The sequence below is a fragment of the Pedobacter sp. A2324 genome (assembly GCF_059693705.1).
On record NZ_JCASSK010000002.1, the window covers coordinates 161,347 to 178,915 of the forward strand.

Below are 17,569 nucleotides of genomic sequence, written 5' to 3' on the forward strand. Positions count from 1 at the left end.
GCTAAAAAAAAGAACCCAAAAACAAAAAAACAATACATTATGCTTAGAGTAAAAACGGTAAGATTAATGCTCATCCTCTTTGCTGGCATGGCCATACCACAACTGGTGGCTGCCCAACAAAAGGTTACCCTAAAAGACGCATTAAATTATGCCTTACAAAACAATGCCCGCGTTCGCAAGGCGAAACTGGATATACAGGGCGGCCGCTACAAGGTTGAAGAAGTGAGGGCTCAGGCTTTACCACAAATTACAGGTACCGCCGGCCTAACCTATAATCCTGTTATCGGTCAGTTAGTTGCCAATTTAGGTGGACAAACACAAGCCTTTAAATTAGGCCAGAACTGGAACTCATCAGCCGGCGTTCAGCTTTCACAACAACTTTTTAACCAGCAGGTGTTCACCGGCCTTCAGGCTGCGAGATCAAGTGAGGAATATTACAACCTCACTTCTCAGTTAACTGAAGAACAAATTATCGAGCTGGTAGCAAACAATTATTATCAGGTACTGGTAAACAGACAACAACTGAATGTAATTGATACCAACATCAAAAATGTAAAAATCGTTGAAAAGGTGATCTCAAATCAATTTAAAAATGGTTTAGCCAGAAAAATTGATGTTGATCGGATCACGGTCAACCTCACCAATCTGAATACGCAGCGCGATCAGGTAGTAAACGCCATCACCCAGTTAGAAAATCAGTTAAAATTTTCAATGGGTATGCCGGTGAGCAATCCAATTGAACTACCAGCTACAGAATTAACTCAGGTTACCCAGTTACCCGTATTTACCGATTCTGTGGATTTAGCCAATAGAACTGAAGTTAAATTACTGGATAACCAGGATAAACTGCTCAACCTGCAGCGTAAAGCTTACCTGGCAGAATACTATCCTTCATTGGCACTGACCGGGAACTATACCTATTCGAGCCAAAGTGATGGCTTCGATTTCCTTAATTCAAATGCTGCTGCAATTGGTTACGGTGCTTCTGCAATTGGATTAACGCTTAGGGTTCCAATTTTTAATGGCTTTTTAACACGTTCAAAAGTTCGCCAGGCTAATGTTGACATCCTAAAGGCAAAAGAAGACCGCAAAGAATCTACCAATTCATTGAATCTGGCTTACGAAAATGCAAAAATTCAGCTTCGTAATAATCTGAACACGATTAATTCGCAACGTAAAAATGCAGACTTAGCTCAGGAGATCTACAAAAGCACCCAGAACAATTACAACAATGGACTGGCTTCCCTGACAGATCTACTGGAAACAGAAAACTCATTAACAGAGGCGCAGAACAGCTATACCCAGGCTTTATTAAATTATAAGATCGCCGAAATACAACTAATCAAATCAAACGGAAATATTAAATCGCTAGTACAATAGAAATGAAAAGAGTAATTACCATAATCATCGTAGTTGTTGTTGCCCTTGGTGCAATAGCCTATGTTTTAAGCAACAATAAAAAGAAGAACGAAGAGAAAACTGCTTTCATTGCTAAAGGTGGAGGTGCTGTTGCCGTTCGGGTTGCTACTGTTGAGAAGAAAGTTGTAGACATCGACTTCGTAGCAAACGGAACCTTTGCGCCGAAACAGGAACTTAATTTCTTATCTGAAAATGCCGGTCGTGTTACTGCTATTTACGTTGACGAAGGTTCACGTGTAAGCAAAGGACAGGTACTGGCACGTATTGATGCTGAGATTATCAATACTGATAGAGAAACTGCTCAGGCATCTTACGAAAACGCCAAAAGAGATGAAGCAAGATATCAAAGCTCTTACGAAACCGGCGGGGTAACCCAGCAACAACTTGACCAGGCTAAACTGGCTACCAGAAATGCAAAACTTCGTTTACAAGCCTCACAAAGAAAAGTAAGCGATGCTAACATTAAATCACCAATTAACGGTATTGTGAACAAGAGATACATAGAAGTTGGTGCGTTTGTAACCGCTCAGGGAACCCAGTTATTTGAACTGGTTGACGTATCTAAACTGAAGCTGAAAGTAAATGTAAACGAGGCTCAGGTAGCAAGCTTGAAAATCGGTGATGATATCGCGATCAAATCTACCATTTTCCCGGATGAAAAATTCTCTGGAAAAGTAACTTTCATTGCAGCAAAAGCCGATGGTACTTTAAACTTCCCGGTTGAAATTGAGGTAAGCAATAACACCAAAAACAGCTTAAGGGCAGGGATGTATGGAACTGCAGTATTTAACTTCCCGAAACAGGCTCCAAGCATTTTGATTCCCCGTACTTCATTCGTGGGCAGTGTAAGTAGCAATCAGGTATTTATCTATGATAAAACCAACAATACTTCTAAAGTTCGTAATGTGGTTACAGGCCGTATTTTAGGCGACAATGTAGAAGTTCTTGATGGACTAAAAGAAGGCGAAACAGTGATCACCAGCGGTCAGATCAACTTAGCTGAAGGTACTGCTGTAAGCATTGTAAAATAAGTTAGAGAGATTTAGTCGGCTTTGAAATCGCGAAATGCCAATCGCAAAACGCAATACGAATTAAAATGAAGATAACAGATATATCTATAAAAAGGCCCTCGCTGGTAATTGTGGTTTTTACCGCACTTACTTTATTGGGGCTACTCAGTTACTTTTCGTTGGGCTATGAATTACTTCCAAAATTCTCGAACAACGTAGTATCTATTTCAACAATTTACCCTGGCGCTTCACCAAATGAGGTTGAGAATACCGTAACCAAGAAAATCGAGGATGCGGTATCATCAATGGAAAACATCAAAAAGATCAACTCAGTATCTTATGAGAGTTTATCGGCAGTGACCATCACCTTAACGGATAAGGCCAACATCGATATTTCCCTGAATGATGCACAACGTAAGGTAAATGCTATCCTGGCTGATCTGCCCGAAGACGTAAAAACACCATCTTTAAGTAAATTCTCGCTGGATGATTTACCGGTAATTACCATGACTGCTTCGGCAAACATGGACGACGTGTCATTCTACGATTTAATTGATCAGAGAATCGCCCCCGTGATTTCGAGGGTAAGTGGTGTGGCACAGGTGAATTTAGTAGGTGGTTCGGAACGTGAAATTCAGGTTTCACTTGATGCAGCCAAACTTCAGGGTTATAACCTTTCTGTACCTCAGGTACAGCAAATAATTTTAAGTTCAAACTTAGATTTCCCTACAGGAAGTGTAAAAACACTTAAACAAGATGTCTTGATCCGTTTATCGGGTAAATACAGAAGTATTGATGAATTGAGAAACCTGGTTTTAACTACTTCGCAAGATGGTTCTCAGATCCGCTTAGGTGATGTTGCAGATGTACAGGACTCGAAAAAGGAAACTGAAAAACTTGCACGTATTAACCGTCAGGCTTCCATTGCCATCCAGATTATCAAGCAAAGTGATGCAAACGCTGTTGAGGTAAGTGAAGGCACACACGCCATTATCGCAAAACTGAAACAAGAATATGCGGCCAACAAACTGGATATCAATATCGTTAATGATAGCTCTATCTTTACACTTGAATCTGCAGATGCCGTAATACACGATTTAATCTTAGCGGTTATCCTGGTAGCCTTTGTAATGCTTTTCTTCCTGCATAGTTTGCGTAATGCATTAATTGTAATGGTATCTATTCCGGTATCTCTGGTAGCAACATTTATTGGTATCAGCTTATTCGGTTTCACTTTGAACCTAATGTCGCTACTGGGACTATCACTTGTAGTGGGTATCCTGGTGGATGATGCGATTGTGGTACTTGAAAATATCCAGCGACACATGGAAATGGGTAAAAACAAAGTACGGGCTGCATCCGATGCAACACGCGAAATTGGTTTTACCGTTGTGTCCATTACATTCGTAATTGTAGTGGTATTCTTCCCTATCGCTGTAAGTAGCGGACTGGTATCAAACATTCTGCGTCAGTTCTGTATCGTGGTAATCATCGCAACTTTACTGTCTTTATTGGCTTCATTTACCATTGTACCTTTAATTTTCTCTCGTTTCGGAAAATTAGAACATATCGAAGGCAAGAACATGTTTGGCCGCTTCATTTTGTGGTTCGAAAAACAGTTGAAGAAATTCACCTTATGGATCACGAGTATCTTAACATGGTCGCTTAACCATAAGGCACTTACCTTAATCATGGTTTTTGTAATGTTCCTCGGCTCATGTGGCTTATTAGGTGCAGGATTTATCGGTTCAGAGTTCTTCCCGAAATCAGATAAAGGTGAATTCCTTGTCCAGATCGAGTTACCTAAAGATGCGCCATTAGAGCAAACCAACTTCTTCACACAGCGAGCTGAGGCTTTCCTGGAGAAACAGCCAGAGATTACCCAGTTGATTACCACAGTTGGCCAGGCCAGCGGTGATATGGGCGGTACTCAGGCTACAGCTTACAAATCAGAGATCAACGTAAAATTAGTTGACCGTAAAGAAAGAGAAGGAGTTTCTTCTGATGTATTTGCAACTAAAATGAGTCGTGCTTTGGCAAAAGAGCTAGTAGGTGCGAAAGTTAAAACAGTGCCGATTAGTATTTTGGGCATCGCGGAAAATGCGCCGATTAGTTTAGTGGTGATGGGATCGAACTTAGACAGTGCATTGAAGTATGCAGAAGGCGCACAGGCATTGCTTAGAACCATTCCCGGAGCAACCGAGATCAAATTATCAGTAGAAAAAGGTACTCCTGAGATTAATGTTCAGGTAGATAGAGATAAAATGTCAGCTGTGGGTTTAACCCTTTCAACCGTAGGATCGACCATGCAAACCGCATTTGCCGGGAATACGGATGGTAAATACAGAAAAGGCGAATATGAGTACGACATCAATATTCAGTACCAGGATTTCAACAGAAAAAACATCGATGATGTACGTAATCTGATCTTTGTGAATGATAAAGGTGCCCAAATCAAGCTATCACAGTTTGCTGAGATCACCGAGGGTTCAGGCCCAAGTCAGCTTGAGCGATTGAATAAGTCTACTTCAGTATCTGTTCAGGCGCAATCTATTGGTAGGCCAACAGGAACCATTGTTGCAGAATTCCAGCAGAAACTGGAAGACATGCAGAAGAATGGTAAGCTTAAAGCACCTGTAGGGGTAAGCTATACCTGGGCAGGTGACCAGGAAAACCAGTCAGAAGGTTTCGGAACATTGGGTATTGCCTTATTAGCATCGGTAATTTTAGTTTATCTGATCATGGTAGCGCTATATGATAGTTTTATTTATCCGCTGGTAGTGATGTTCTCGCTTCCATTAGCAGTAATCGGAGCATTACTGGCCCTGGCATTGACCAATAATTCGATCGGTATCTTTACCATTTTAGGTTTGATTATGTTAATGGGTCTGGTAGCGAAGAATGCGATTATATTAGTCGATTTCACCAACCACCTTAAAGCAGAAGGTAAAGAAACTAAAGAAGCTTTGGTACTGGCTAACCATGCCCGTTTACGTCCGATTCTGATGACCACCATCGCCATGGTATTTGGTATGCTTCCGATTGCATTGGCAAGCGGTGCAGGTGCCGAATGGAAAAATGGTCTGGCCTGGGTCATTGTAGGCGGATTAACCAGCTCATTATTCTTAACCTTAATTGTAGTACCGGTAGTTTATTTAATATTCGACAGAATGTTAGAGCGCTTTGGCTTTAATAAAAAAGGAAAAACCATAGATGACTTAATGGTTGAACCTTATGACCATAAAGATGTTCTGGAATACGATTTAGACCACGGACACTAATTAAACACCCAGATTAACAATCAGAAAGCCCCGCTAACCCGCGGGGCTTTTTATGTTTACCATAACAAAATTTGCTGTAGCGGCTACTGCAATTTGTTAAAAAGTGCGTTAGAAAACATTTCGGCTTCATTCTTGTATATTAGCTGATATGTTTAAGATTATTCAGCAAATAATTCTAGCGTTTATTGTTTTCACCGCATACGCTCAACACCCTCCTGTTTTTTCTGCAATGACTACTGATTCATCATTCATTAAAGTTGCCAATCTAAACATTAATCTGGTAAAGTATAGTTACAAACCTAATGGAGTAAGGTTTTTGGTGGTACATGATAACGAAGATACCGGTGTTAAGGCAGGATTTGATTATATCCGGTGGAGTGGCGGGGAATTGATCGACAGCCAGTATGGCGGAGCAAGAGACTACGTTTTCAATTATATGGATGACCCGTATCGCATCGACCCCAATGCCATTTACACAGAGAAAGGAGTGAATACACGTCTGAAAAAAAGCGCCTATAGCTCGAATGAGGTAGAAAAAATGATTTTGAATGCCGGCAAACAAATCGTAGATTTCTATAACCCGAAAGAAACAGGTTATATATTAACATTGCATAATAATGCTGATGGTGGTTTCGGAATATCTTCTTACCTCCCCGGCTATGATTTATCGAGCACAGCAGATTCGGTTTACATCAATTTCCAGATGGACGGCGATGACCTGGTTTACGTTACCGAGCCTCGCTTATTTACTAGTTTTAAAAAAGCGAATGTAAATGTCATTCTGCAATCGAAGTTTGTAGAGAATGACGGGTCCTTATCGGTATACGCCATGCAGGAAAAGATTCCATATATCAATGTTGAAGTGCAGCACGGACATCAAAATGAAAACCTAAGGCTGATTGAACTTGCAGTGACAGCGTTGAAGGAATACGGATTAATTAAAAATACGATGAATACCACCAAGGATAATCTGAGTAGTAAACCTACTCAATAGCACTCATTTTACTCACCAGAAAGCTTACCAGCAATCCAAAACAGCCGATTACCGCATAAGAATACTGAAGGCTTGACAGTTCGGAAATTCCACCTATTAGCGGCGGACCAAGTAAAAATCCGAAATAGCTCACACTGGAAACAATGGCAATGGCAATTCCAGGCGCGATCTTTCCGTTTTTACCAGCAACAGAATAAACGGTTGGTACAATACTGGATACCCCTACCCCAACTAACATAAAACCAATAGTTGCCGTGAGTACATATGGCAAAAACACAGAGATAAACATTCCTGCTGATATAATCAGTCCGCTGATTTGAATGGTGCGTTTGCGTCCCAGGCGGGCAATAATTTTATCCCCTATAAAGCGGCCGGTAGCCATCATAATCATGAAAGAAGTATAACCTAAAATCACCAGCGATGAAGGTGCGCGAACGATATCCTTAAAATAAACACCGCTCCAGTCGAACATCGCCCCTTCAGTTGCCATACTGCAGAAACCAATGATGCCCAGTTGAATCAATCCCCAGTCAGGCATTACAAATTTCTTCTTGCGTTCGGTAACAACTCCTTTTCCGGGAACCAGATGCTTATAGTTAAGGGTGACGTTTCCAAAGATTAGGAGGGCAATTATCCAAAAGTGATAATATGGGACAATATGCAGGTTAATCATCAGTAAGCCTACCAAAGCACCGGTAAACCCTGCAATGCTCCAGGCCCCATGGAAGGAAGTCATGATCGGGCGTCCGAATAGTTTTTCAGCTTCCGAACCCTGGGTATTTACGGAGATGTTGCACATATTACCTACGATTCCAAAAAGGAAAAGAAAGGCGGCAAGATGCCAGGGGGCAGTGGCAAGGCCAAGATTAGTTAACGCTAAAACATACAATGGCGCCGTAATCGTTAATATTCTTTTGCTTCCAAAACGGGTGACTAAACGTCCTGAAATAATCATGGTGAGTAGTTGTCCGGCAGGTAGTGCGAGCAATATACTTCCCAACTCTCCATCTGAAAGGTTTAAAGTATGCTTGATATCAGGAATACGACTTGCCCAGGATGCGAAAGCAATTCCTTGTCCGAAATAAAATAGTGCAACAGCAAGACGAATGCGGTTTAATGTGCTTTCTGAACCTTCAGTTTTAATATTCGATCGACTTAGAATTTCCTGACCAGGACTTATTTCTTCCAAAATAAAGGGTTTAAATGGTATTCGTTATATTTTGCAAAGTTCCCAAAATGAATTGGTAAATGGAAGACCTATTTATCATTTAGATACAATAAAAGCAGGTTAGAAAAAATCCCCGTAAATTATTAAATTCTACGGGGATTACATTCCGAAATGATATGACCGAAAGCCGATCAATACTGGCGGTTATATTTTATTTGGCTGAAAAAACTTTACTGTTCCATCTCCTTCACTGGCAACAATAAGTAAACTTCTCCCATTCGGACTATCCTTAGGTTTCACAAATAAAACACCCTCAGGCGCATCACCTGTTGCAAACAATTGAACAAATTTTGGAGATGCAGGTGTAGAAACATCATAAACAGCGATCATATCTACCCGCTCCATACCAATAAAAGCAAGTGTTTTTCCATTAACCAGAGCTACTGTTACGCCCTCAACCTCAACACCTTTATTATCCGAACGCTCATCGTCGTATTTACCGGCATCTATAACATGCTGCTCCAGGTCCTTGCCTATGTTCGCTACTAATGCACCTGTACTTGCGTTTAAAATACTTAGGCTTCTTCCACCAGTTGCATACAATTCGTCATAGTCACCATCACCATCCGTATCGCCAAATGCTTTAGTTACGGTTAATCTACCCAGATTTGCATCAAGCTGAAATGTCGCAGCTGTTGGAAACTTTGCGGCATCTAACTTTAAACTTTTCACTCTTGCTTCTTCATCATAACCTTTCCAGGCACGGGTATCACCTTCATTTGCCAATGCAAGATAAGATGTACCGCCTGTGGTGAAATAGGAAATGGCATCAGGCAGATAAAAAGCTTTAATTGGCCAGGCCCCCAAAACAGTCTTGCTATCTTTATCACTCACGTCGAATGCATTTTCTGCCATACTGATATCTCTTGTACCCAATGGATTAATTTTTGTGATGGTACCACTTACGATATCCACTTCTGCAACACCATTATTTTCCTGAAGTGTTACAAATGCTTTCTTTGAATCAGCACTTACCGCGATATATTCAGGCTCAATATCCTGCGCAAAACTTGCATTAGGCCCATAAATTCTAAAACCACCGGCAAGTAGAGTTGCTTTTTGAGATTCGAATCCGGAGAAATCTACTGTTTTAACCGAATAATTACTTTTTACATTGATAACCGATATGGATCCTACTGGATCAACTGTATAAGCATCATTTGGTTCACCTTCATTAGCCGACAGGATGTAATTTCCATCAGGACTAAATGTAACCATATCAGGCATGGCACCTACAGTAATTTTTTTTACTTGAGATAAATCGGAAGTCTTTAAAACCACAACATCTCCATTTCCCTGCTTATCAGCGCCGTCTAAAGCTACAGCCAGCAAACCATTGTTAACAGCCACGCTGTTAATTCCGGCATTGGCTGGATAGGTAAGTGTTCTTAATTTAGTCACCGTTGGATAGTTGGTTAAATCGATTACTTCCACTTTCGCACCGCCTTCGTTACTGACTACGAAAAGCTTTTTGGTAGATGGATCGTATGCTGAAATCTCTGCTGAGGTTTCGCCTCCAAGATCAATAGAAGCAATTTCTTTGAAAGAAGCAATATCCTCCGCTACAATCGGCTCAGTTTCATCTATAGGTTCTGAAGTTTTTTTACAGGCAGAAAATGCCATCGTTGCCGTTAGTAAGGCAAAGAAAAGTTTTTTACGGTTCATGATTGTTTTATCTGATCCGCAAAAATAGATTTGGATAACGCTGATTTTCAGCCTTTAATTGTTATCTTTTTGTTAAGGAATTGTTGGAGAAGGGGTAAAAGCAAAGCCTGCAGATTTTGATCATCAGCAGGCTTTGCAGGATGTTTAAATATGGATGGCCCTGTTATCAGTTGCAGCTAACGCCGCTTCTTTCAAGGCTTCAGTATACGTTGGGTGAGCATGGCAGGTACGTGCAATGTCTTCTGCTGATGCACGGAATTCCATTGCGATTACAGCCTCTGCAATCATATCTGCAGCACGTGGGCCAATCATATGTACACCCAGAACTTCATCAGTTGCAGCGTCTGCCAGAACTTTAATGAAGCCATCTGTATCCATACTGGCTTTAGCACGTCCGCTCGCTTTGAACGGGAATGAACCTGCTTTATATTTCGTACCCTTTTCTTTCAATTGCTCCTCTGTTAAACCTACAGAAGCAACTTCAGGCCAGGTATAAACTACCCCAGGAATTAAATTGTAATTGATATGCGGTTTTTGTCCGGCAATGGTTTCAGCCACATACGTGCCTTCATCTTCAGCCTTATGTGCAAGCATCGCTCCTGTAATCACGTCGCCAATTGCATAAACACCTTTTACGGAAGTTTCCAGATGCTCGTTTACAGGAATTTTTTTACCTCGCTCTTCAACGGTAATACCGATTTTTTCTAAACCCAAACCTTCAGTGTATGCTGTACGGCCTACAGCTACAATGCAATAATCAGCTTCCAGTGAAATTGATTCACCTTTGGCCGTATCAGCTGTAACGGTTACGGTGTTCCCTTTTGTAGTAGCTCCGGTAACTTTATGCCCCATATAGAATTCCATTCCCAGTGTTTTTTTCAAAACACGCTGTAATTCTTTACCCAAACCAGCATCCATAGTAGCGATGATTGATGGTAAGTATTCAACAACGGAAACTTTTGTACCTAACCGAGCGTACACTGAACCTAACTCAAGACCAATTACGCCACCGCCAATTACAACCATTGTTTTAGGAACTTCCTTGATGTTTAAAGCTTCTGTTGAGGTGATGATGCGTTTTTTATCGATTGGCAAAAATGGCAATGCAGTTGGTTTAGAGCCAGTAGCGATAATCACATTTTTCGCTGTCAGGGTTTCAGTACTTCCATCAGCTTTAGTAATGAGTACAGTATTTTTATCTACAAAGGAGCCTACACCTTCGTAAGAATCAATTTTATTTTTTTTGAATAAATAAGTGATACCCGCAGTATTCTGAGCAACAACGTCGTCTTTACGGGCGATCATTTGCTTCATATCAACTTTTAGATCTTTAAGATTAATACCATGGGTAGTGAAGGTATGAGCGGCGTTGTGAAAATGCTCTGAAGAATCCAGTAAAGCCTTAGATGGGATACACCCTACGTTTAAGCAGGTACCTCCAAAAGTTTTGTATTTTTCTATAACTGCAGTTTTCAAACCTAACTGAGCACAACGGATTGCGCCTACATAACCGCCCGGCCCTGAACCGATAACAACGACATCGTATTGCATAATTCTTTTAAAATTTTGATTGACCAAATGTAGGGAAAAAAGGCGGAAAGCTGAAAGTTAAACCTTAAACACTACCCTGAAAATGAACAATTTTACCTTTTAAACGCATTCCGTAAAATCAGCTCTTATTTGGTTCTAATTTAAGTTAAAAACGAGACGAGCGAAAAGGTAGCGATATCGGAAAATACAACAGACTTCAACCATTGTGAAGTCTGTTATACGAATCATCCTTAAAAAGAGAGCGAAATTTTAAAGGCTGTAAGAAGCAAGTGCACTGAGAACAGCTCCGGTTGATGAACCTTCCTTCTTTAATTCTCCATCCACGTAAATTTGTGCTTTTAACGATGAGGAAGCATCCACTCCGCGTGCATTTCCGGTTACGTTTAGAGAAACTGTTCCGGCAGGAACGGTGATTTCCGGACTTGTCCAGGTAGTACCGCTTAACGTTGTTGCAGAAGTAATCTGGCTGTCGTAACCATATACTACGGTACTGATACTGCTGCCTGCAGATGCCACCATTTTAAAAACTACCTTATGCGATGTTTTCGAAGGACCGTCAACATTGTCATCGTCTTTCTTACATCCCGTAAAACCGGTAACGAGCATGAGCGCAAAGAAAGAAAGCACCCATGTTTTAATTTTTGTGTTTTTCATAATTAGATTTAAATAATAGATACACAAATAAACGAACGGGCGTTTTAGTACACAATAACCTTTATCCGGCATTTTTTTATACCTGTTTTCAGGTATATTATTCATTAGATTTCGGGTTGAGGAATAAACCTTGCATTTTTATTTTTAATGAGAAATTATATCATCTTCCTGCTATTCTTAATTTCTAATCCTTCAAGCAGCCATGCACAACAACTCGGGGAAACAGATCGAAAGTTCACGGATAGCTTAAACCGGCTGATAACCGGCAATGTCAGCGATAGTTTAAAAGCTGAAGCTGCATTCAGATTAACTGATTTCTGGGCAGAAACCGATAGTTCAAAAGCGATTTCTTCACTTAATAAAGCGAGATCCCTTGCTGAGAAATTCCCGCTGCTCGTGGCCAGGTCCTATTGGTATGAGTCTAGGATTTATCAGGAAAACAATTTTGAAAAGGCACAAATGCTGCTGATGCAGGCAGAGTCCTTGCTTAAACAATTCCATACCAAAAAAGTATACAGACTACGCTCAATGGTTTGGCATAATTACGGATTAATCCTTCAGCATCAGGATAATTTAAAAGGCATGCTCGATGTATTGATTCATCATGTACTTCCTCTATCCAAAGTGGCTGGAGATAATGAACTTCTTGGAACCGAGTACATTTCTATCGGAACGGTATTCATGAACCTGGAACAATACGCGAAAGCGACAACCTACCTTACCCAGGGAATACGGCTCTTGAAAAGTGCCCCTCCCAAACAACGATATTTACTCATCAATGCCTACTTGGTGCTTGCGGATAACTATTGTCAGCTTAAAGAATATGAACTGACTAAACGCTATCTGAACCTTTCCAAAAACACACTCGAGGAGTCTGAAAACAAGCAATTTGGTGCATTAATCGATAACTTCTGGCTGGACTATCATAAAACATCAACACGTTACTGCATCAGTACGAACAATTACTTTGCTGCTTTGCAACATGCCAGCAAAGCGGCTACTCTCGCAGAGAAATTCGGCGATCATTATTCTATTCAGGAAATGAGTTTTGAGCGCTATAAAATATTCTTCGCGCAAAAAAAGTATGCTATGGCTAAAAGCGCGCTGAATTCAGTGATCGATAAACCAGAGTTTAACGCTCTTGCCGGTAATCAACTTGCATTGGCAGAGGCTGCAGCAGAAGTCAATTTTGCCACCCATAATTTCGAGGAAGCATATGGCTGGTTACAGAAAAGCAAACACCTGAATGACAGCCTGAGCGAAAGCAAACTAAAACAGGATGTGAATGCACTTGAAATTAAATATAAGAATGCCGAAAATCAGAAAAAAATAGCAACATTAAATGCCGATAAAAAGCAAAATGCACTGATTATCAGGAAAAGCAAAACCACCGCTTTTCTTTTGATTGCTGCTTCAGTACTGCTGCTTGTCATTTTAATCCTTTTGCTGATTTATTACCGAAATTACCGAAAGCTTGCTGAGCAACGGGCAATTAATTACCATCAGAAAATGGCAGATTTAGAGCAAAAACAACAACTCGAAATTGGAAGGGCAATGTTAAACGCAGAAGAAAAGGAACGAAACCGGGTTGCGAGAGACTTACACGATGGTTTGGGTGGCATGTTATCAGGCTTGAAGATCAATTTATCAAACTGGGCTAAACAGCAGGAAGCTGCACTTCCGGATATTGAATTGCAAAGAATTGTCAATCAGCTCGATGGATCAGTAACTGAACTCAGGCATATTGCCCGGAATATGATGCCGCAGACTTTGTTGAAATTCGGATTGGAAACGGCATTAAAAGATCTTTCTGAATCGGCTATGAGCAATGATATGCATGTAGACTTTCAGGCGATCAACATTTCCGGAAACATCGCACTCGAAGAACAAATCATAATATACCGGATTGTACAGGAAATGCTGAATAACACCTTAAAACATGCCCGGGCGAGTGAGGTAGTTTTGCAGTGTAGTGAAAATGAAAAACGCTTTTACGTTACCATTGAAGATAACGGCAGCGGTTTCGATACTGCAAATTACACAAAGGGTATGGGCATAGAAAACATTAAAAACCGTGTTGCTTACCTGAAAGGGAATTTCGATATTGAATCGCAGCCCGGAAATGGAACAACCATTAACATTGAAATTCCACTACGATATGAATAAAACAATTAAGCTGGCGGTGGTAGATGACCACCCGATTGTGATACAAGGGATTGTTTCCCTGCTAAATAACCTGGAGAACATGGAAGTTGCCGGAAGTTTCCAGTCGGGTACAGAACTGATTAACTTTTTATCATCGCACCAGCTGGATATTGTTTTACTCGACATTATGTTACCCGATATCAACGGTATTGAACTGTGTGCACATATTAAAAAAATATCACCGGCAACAGCCGTAATCGCCATTAGCAATCACACGGAGCGGAGCATCATTATGCAGATTCTACAAAATGGTGCAAGTGGGTATATTTTGAAAAATGCCTCGGTAGAAGAACTTCAGGCCTGCATTGAAACTGCCCGGAAGGGCGACATTGCCTTTAGCAAGGAAGTGATTGAAATTATCGCCAAACCTTCTGTAAATGATCTGAAGGGTCGTCCGAAGTTTACCAAAAGGGAGAAGCAAATCCTTCAGCTCATTGCGCAGGGAAAAACGACACCTATAATTGCCGAAGAACTATTTTTAAGTCCGCTTACTGTAGAAACTCACCGTCGCAATATGATGCAGAAACTTGATGTCAAAAACTCCATTGAGCTGATTAACATCGCCAATGAACAATTGCTTATTTAGGTGTCCGGCCAGCTAAAATATTTTCGAGCATATAGTTTTTTGCGTGTGAAAAGTTAAGGAAAAGTTGATCGGCTGCTTTGAGTTTCAAATGTGCCCTGATATTATTCTGGATAGCATAACAGGTAATTCCTGCAGCAACCGCAGCCTTCACGCCATTCAAAGTGTCTTCAAAAACCAGACATTCTTCTTTGGCCAGGCCTAGCTTCTCCACACACAGGTTATAGCTTTCAGGATCGGGCTTGCTTTTGATTACATCCGTACGCGTAATGAAAACACTAAAATATTTTGCCATTCCGTTTTTTTCAAAAACGGCTTCTACATCCGCCCGCGGGCTTGCAGTTACAACGGCCAATGTAAAACCTTTCTGGTAAAAATAGTCCACAAAATCGAGTGCGAACGGCATGAGTTCGATATCCTTCGTTTTAAATCCTTCCAAGGTAATCTGCTCCCGTCTTTCGATAAAACTATCCAGATCTTCATTCAGTTTATATCTGGTAAGGATGGTTTTGGCATTTTGTGGCAGAGGTATTCCTGCGTAATTGGTTAGCCAGTCTTTAAAATCGAGCTGAACATCGTATTGGACTAGAAAATCATTCCAGCAATTGAAATGGAACTTTTCTGAGTCAATCAATGTACCGTCAAGATCAAACAACAGGGCTTTTATTTTATTCATTTTTGTTTTGGACTATTTCTTAAAATTGTGTGCCAGTTATGGCATGATTTCGAACAGGAAAAACTGCTGAATCTGGGTTTTACCGAAGTTATTATCTACGCAAAAAACTAGACTACTGTGGCCATTGGGTAATTTAGGTCCAAAAGTTATGCCTTCAATGTTATCGATATGCATGTTTAGACTATCAAAATCAAATAGCAGTTTTTTATTTAAAGGCCTTGGAGTATGCCTGATAAAAGATGGATTATCCATTACATTTTCTGCTCCGTCCAGATCAACCAGGTAAAGCTTCACAAAAGAATGGTCATCACGGCCTTTTGCCCAAGCCCTTTCCATTACCAGAAGTGTATGGTTGTTTACAGCCAAAATTTCAGAAATCCCATTAATATTCCAATCGCTTTCAACCGTTGGATTTATGGGCAACGCATCCAGACGATAAGCATACTGTGCAGTATTCTTCTTTGTTTTTACATTAAATTTCAAAATTCGTGTCAATGCCCTGTCAAAACCAAAATGTGATTGCTCCCCGTCCTGATAAAGTGGTTCTTCCAGACTCGCAAATAAGGTTTTATAGTCGCTGGTATAGCTCAATCCTTCAAAAAATGCATTCTTTCTAACCCCATATGCCCTTTTGGTGATGTGAAAGCCTGCGGGCAGTGGAATTGTATCTATAAATTTACCAGAAGTAGAGATAAAAGTCACTGCCGGCTGCACAATAGTGGTATCCGTTTTCCGGAACAAACGCTCTCCCTCGTTACTCCAGATAAAGGTTTTGTTTCGGGGATTGTATCTCACGGATTCTCCATCAGCCTTTGAGTTTTTACCATACTCATATTTTGGATACGGTAATCCATTCTCCTGCAATATGGAGGTAACCCCGGTGATATTTACCGTATCTATTTTATTTCCGCTGATATCAATCTTCGCCGTGTAAATCCTTGCCGGACTAAGTTGCGAAGGATCATCACTGATCAGGTAGTATTGATCTTCTTTAACATCATAATCGATACCAGATAATCCGCCAACCAGGGTATTCTGGAAAGTCCCATTAAGTGGCAGAACGTATTCATCCAGAAAGTGAACAGCTGATATGTTAAGTTCCTGTTTCTTTGAAGAAATACTTTTAGTGGAGGAACAGGAAGAAATAATCACAGCGAGGAATAACAGAACAATGCTAAAGGATGTTTTTTTCAAACCGGAACATTTTATTGGTAAAAGTATGGAAGCATATTGGAATTAAAAACAAATAAAAGTTAATAACCGGATTCGACAGCCACACAGCAGGCTTTTTTTGTGAGAATAAAAAAGCCGTTCCAAATGGAACGGCTCAACGTTTTATCAGGTATTTATTAAAAAAGCTTACCAATAACCCTGTATGAAATATTGCTTCCATCAGCAACTTCTTCATAGTATACATCATCAGGAGATACATAATATTTCTCATTTTTGATGGTCACTTCTCTGCATCCTTCAGGTAGCTGTGTAATGATATCACCAATCTGGTGAGTATCTACAGGTCCATCAGTTGTGTTGAGTACGCCATCCTTTCCTGCAACAACATAAACCTGTTTACCGTCTGCATTTTGTCCCTGGGTATAATAAACGCCTTTGTATTCATAATAATCTACACCGTTGATGGTAACCAGATTCGCATCCTGAGGTAGCGATGGTACTTCTGCCCCTACCGGCGGTATAACTACTTCGTATTGATTGTTATTTTGCTGATAAAACAATCCTCCGGAATAATAAAACTGTGCATCCCCATAATAAAAAGGATAATAACCATAGGGCAAAACACCTATCCGGAAACCTAGAAATGGTCTGTAGAAATTATAGTAGCTATAATATGGGCGATAATAAGGCCTGCCATATCCCGGGCGACCACCATATCCTGGACGTCCTCCAAAACCTGGACGATAACCTGGTCCGGGGCGATAACCTGGTCTGTTGTACCCGTAGCTCGGTCTGCCCGGCCTACCTGGTGCCGGAGCATAATTACCACGATTAGGGGCCTGTGAAATTCTGTTTCCTGATGGTGCCTGACCGCCACCCCTCGAAACAGAACCCCCTCTCGATGGTGCTGCACTGGATCTGCTTCCACCAGAAGAACCACCCCCCCTGCCCGGACGCTGTGCAAAAACACTTTCAGTACTCAATGTTGCAATCATCGCTGCTGCAGCGAAAACAACCAATCCTTTATTTAATAACCTATTCATCTTTGTGTCTAATTCAATTGATAGTATGACGGGAAAAATTGCCTAAAGATTATCTCTTAACTAAATTTAACTAAATTTTGATAAAGT

At 40.7% G+C, this 17,569-nt stretch carries 13 protein-coding genes; 6 read left to right on the forward strand and 7 right to left on the reverse strand.

All coding sequences use genetic code 11. From position 1 onward, the window contains the following. Positions 1–39 precede the first annotated feature (39 nt). From AC570I_RS05765 to AC570I_RS05780, 4 genes are all read left to right on the forward strand, one after another. Entirely contained in the window at positions 40–1,380 is a 1,341-nt protein-coding gene (locus tag AC570I_RS05765) for a TolC family protein (RefSeq protein ID WP_047800421.1), read from the forward strand. A gap of 2 nt (positions 1,381–1,382) precedes the next feature. Continuing rightward, on the forward strand, positions 1,383–2,450 hold the full coding sequence (locus AC570I_RS05770; RefSeq protein ID WP_047800208.1) for an efflux RND transporter periplasmic adaptor subunit: 1,068 nt from the start codon (positions 1,383–1,385) through the stop codon (positions 2,448–2,450). Positions 2,451–2,515: 65 nt separating this feature from the next. Beyond that, positions 2,516–5,710: an efflux RND transporter permease subunit gene (locus tag AC570I_RS05775; protein ID WP_497404742.1), complete on the forward strand. Its 3,195-nt coding sequence runs from the start codon at positions 2,516–2,518 to the stop codon at positions 5,708–5,710. A 148-nt stretch (positions 5,711–5,858) separates the two neighbouring features. Beyond that, positions 5,859–6,704 carry a hypothetical protein gene (locus AC570I_RS05780; RefSeq protein WP_497404743.1) on the forward strand — a complete coding sequence of 282 codons (846 nt, stop codon included), beginning with the start codon at positions 5,859–5,861 and terminating at the stop codon, positions 6,702–6,704. Here AC570I_RS05780 and AC570I_RS05785 read toward each other — a convergent pair. From AC570I_RS05785 to AC570I_RS05800, 4 genes are all read right to left on the reverse strand, one after another. After that, entirely contained in the window at positions 6,694–7,893 is a 1,200-nt protein-coding gene (locus AC570I_RS05785) for an MFS transporter (RefSeq protein WP_156166758.1), read from the reverse strand. The genes AC570I_RS05780 and AC570I_RS05785 overlap by 11 nt on opposite strands. Positions 7,894–8,076: 183 nt before the next feature. Beyond that, the gene (locus tag AC570I_RS05790) at positions 8,077–9,597 is read right to left on the reverse strand and encodes a choice-of-anchor I family protein (RefSeq protein WP_497404744.1); all 1,521 of its coding nucleotides are present in this window, start codon (positions 9,595–9,597) and stop codon (positions 8,077–8,079) included. A gap of 144 nt (positions 9,598–9,741) precedes the next feature. After that, complete coding sequence (gene lpdA, locus AC570I_RS05795) at positions 9,742–11,148, reverse strand: dihydrolipoyl dehydrogenase (RefSeq protein ID WP_497404745.1); 1,407 nt, start codon at positions 11,146–11,148, stop codon at positions 9,742–9,744. A 249-nt stretch (positions 11,149–11,397) separates the two neighbouring features. Then, complete coding sequence (locus AC570I_RS05800; RefSeq protein WP_047800419.1) at positions 11,398–11,802, reverse strand: hypothetical protein; 405 nt, start codon at positions 11,800–11,802, stop codon at positions 11,398–11,400. Between the two features lie 147 nt (positions 11,803–11,949). Here AC570I_RS05800 and AC570I_RS05805 point away from each other — a divergent pair, with 147 nt between their 5' ends. Both AC570I_RS05805 and AC570I_RS05810 read left to right on the forward strand, forming a co-directional pair. After that, positions 11,950–13,968, forward strand: a complete 2,019-nt coding sequence (locus AC570I_RS05805) for a sensor histidine kinase (RefSeq protein WP_497404746.1) — start codon at positions 11,950–11,952, stop codon at positions 13,966–13,968. Then, positions 13,961–14,593: a response regulator gene (locus tag AC570I_RS05810; RefSeq protein WP_047800202.1), complete on the forward strand. Its 633-nt coding sequence runs from the start codon at positions 13,961–13,963 to the stop codon at positions 14,591–14,593. Before AC570I_RS05805 ends, AC570I_RS05810 begins: the two co-directional genes overlap by 8 nt. Here the strand turns inward: AC570I_RS05810 and AC570I_RS05815 are convergent. The 3 genes from AC570I_RS05815 to AC570I_RS05825 form a co-directional block, all read right to left on the reverse strand. Then, positions 14,586–15,266, reverse strand: a complete 681-nt coding sequence (locus AC570I_RS05815; RefSeq protein WP_497404747.1) for an HAD family hydrolase — start codon at positions 15,264–15,266, stop codon at positions 14,586–14,588. The genes AC570I_RS05810 and AC570I_RS05815 overlap by 8 nt on opposite strands. Before the next feature lie 36 nt (positions 15,267–15,302). Beyond that, positions 15,303–16,460 (reverse strand): esterase-like activity of phytase family protein, encoded by a 1,158-nt coding sequence (locus tag AC570I_RS05820; protein WP_497404748.1) that lies wholly within the window; start codon positions 16,458–16,460, stop codon positions 15,303–15,305. A 155-nt stretch (positions 16,461–16,615) separates the two neighbouring features. Beyond that, entirely contained in the window at positions 16,616–17,482 is an 867-nt protein-coding gene (locus AC570I_RS05825) for a DUF6515 family protein (RefSeq protein WP_497404749.1), read from the reverse strand. Between the last annotated feature and the right edge of the window lie 87 nt (positions 17,483–17,569).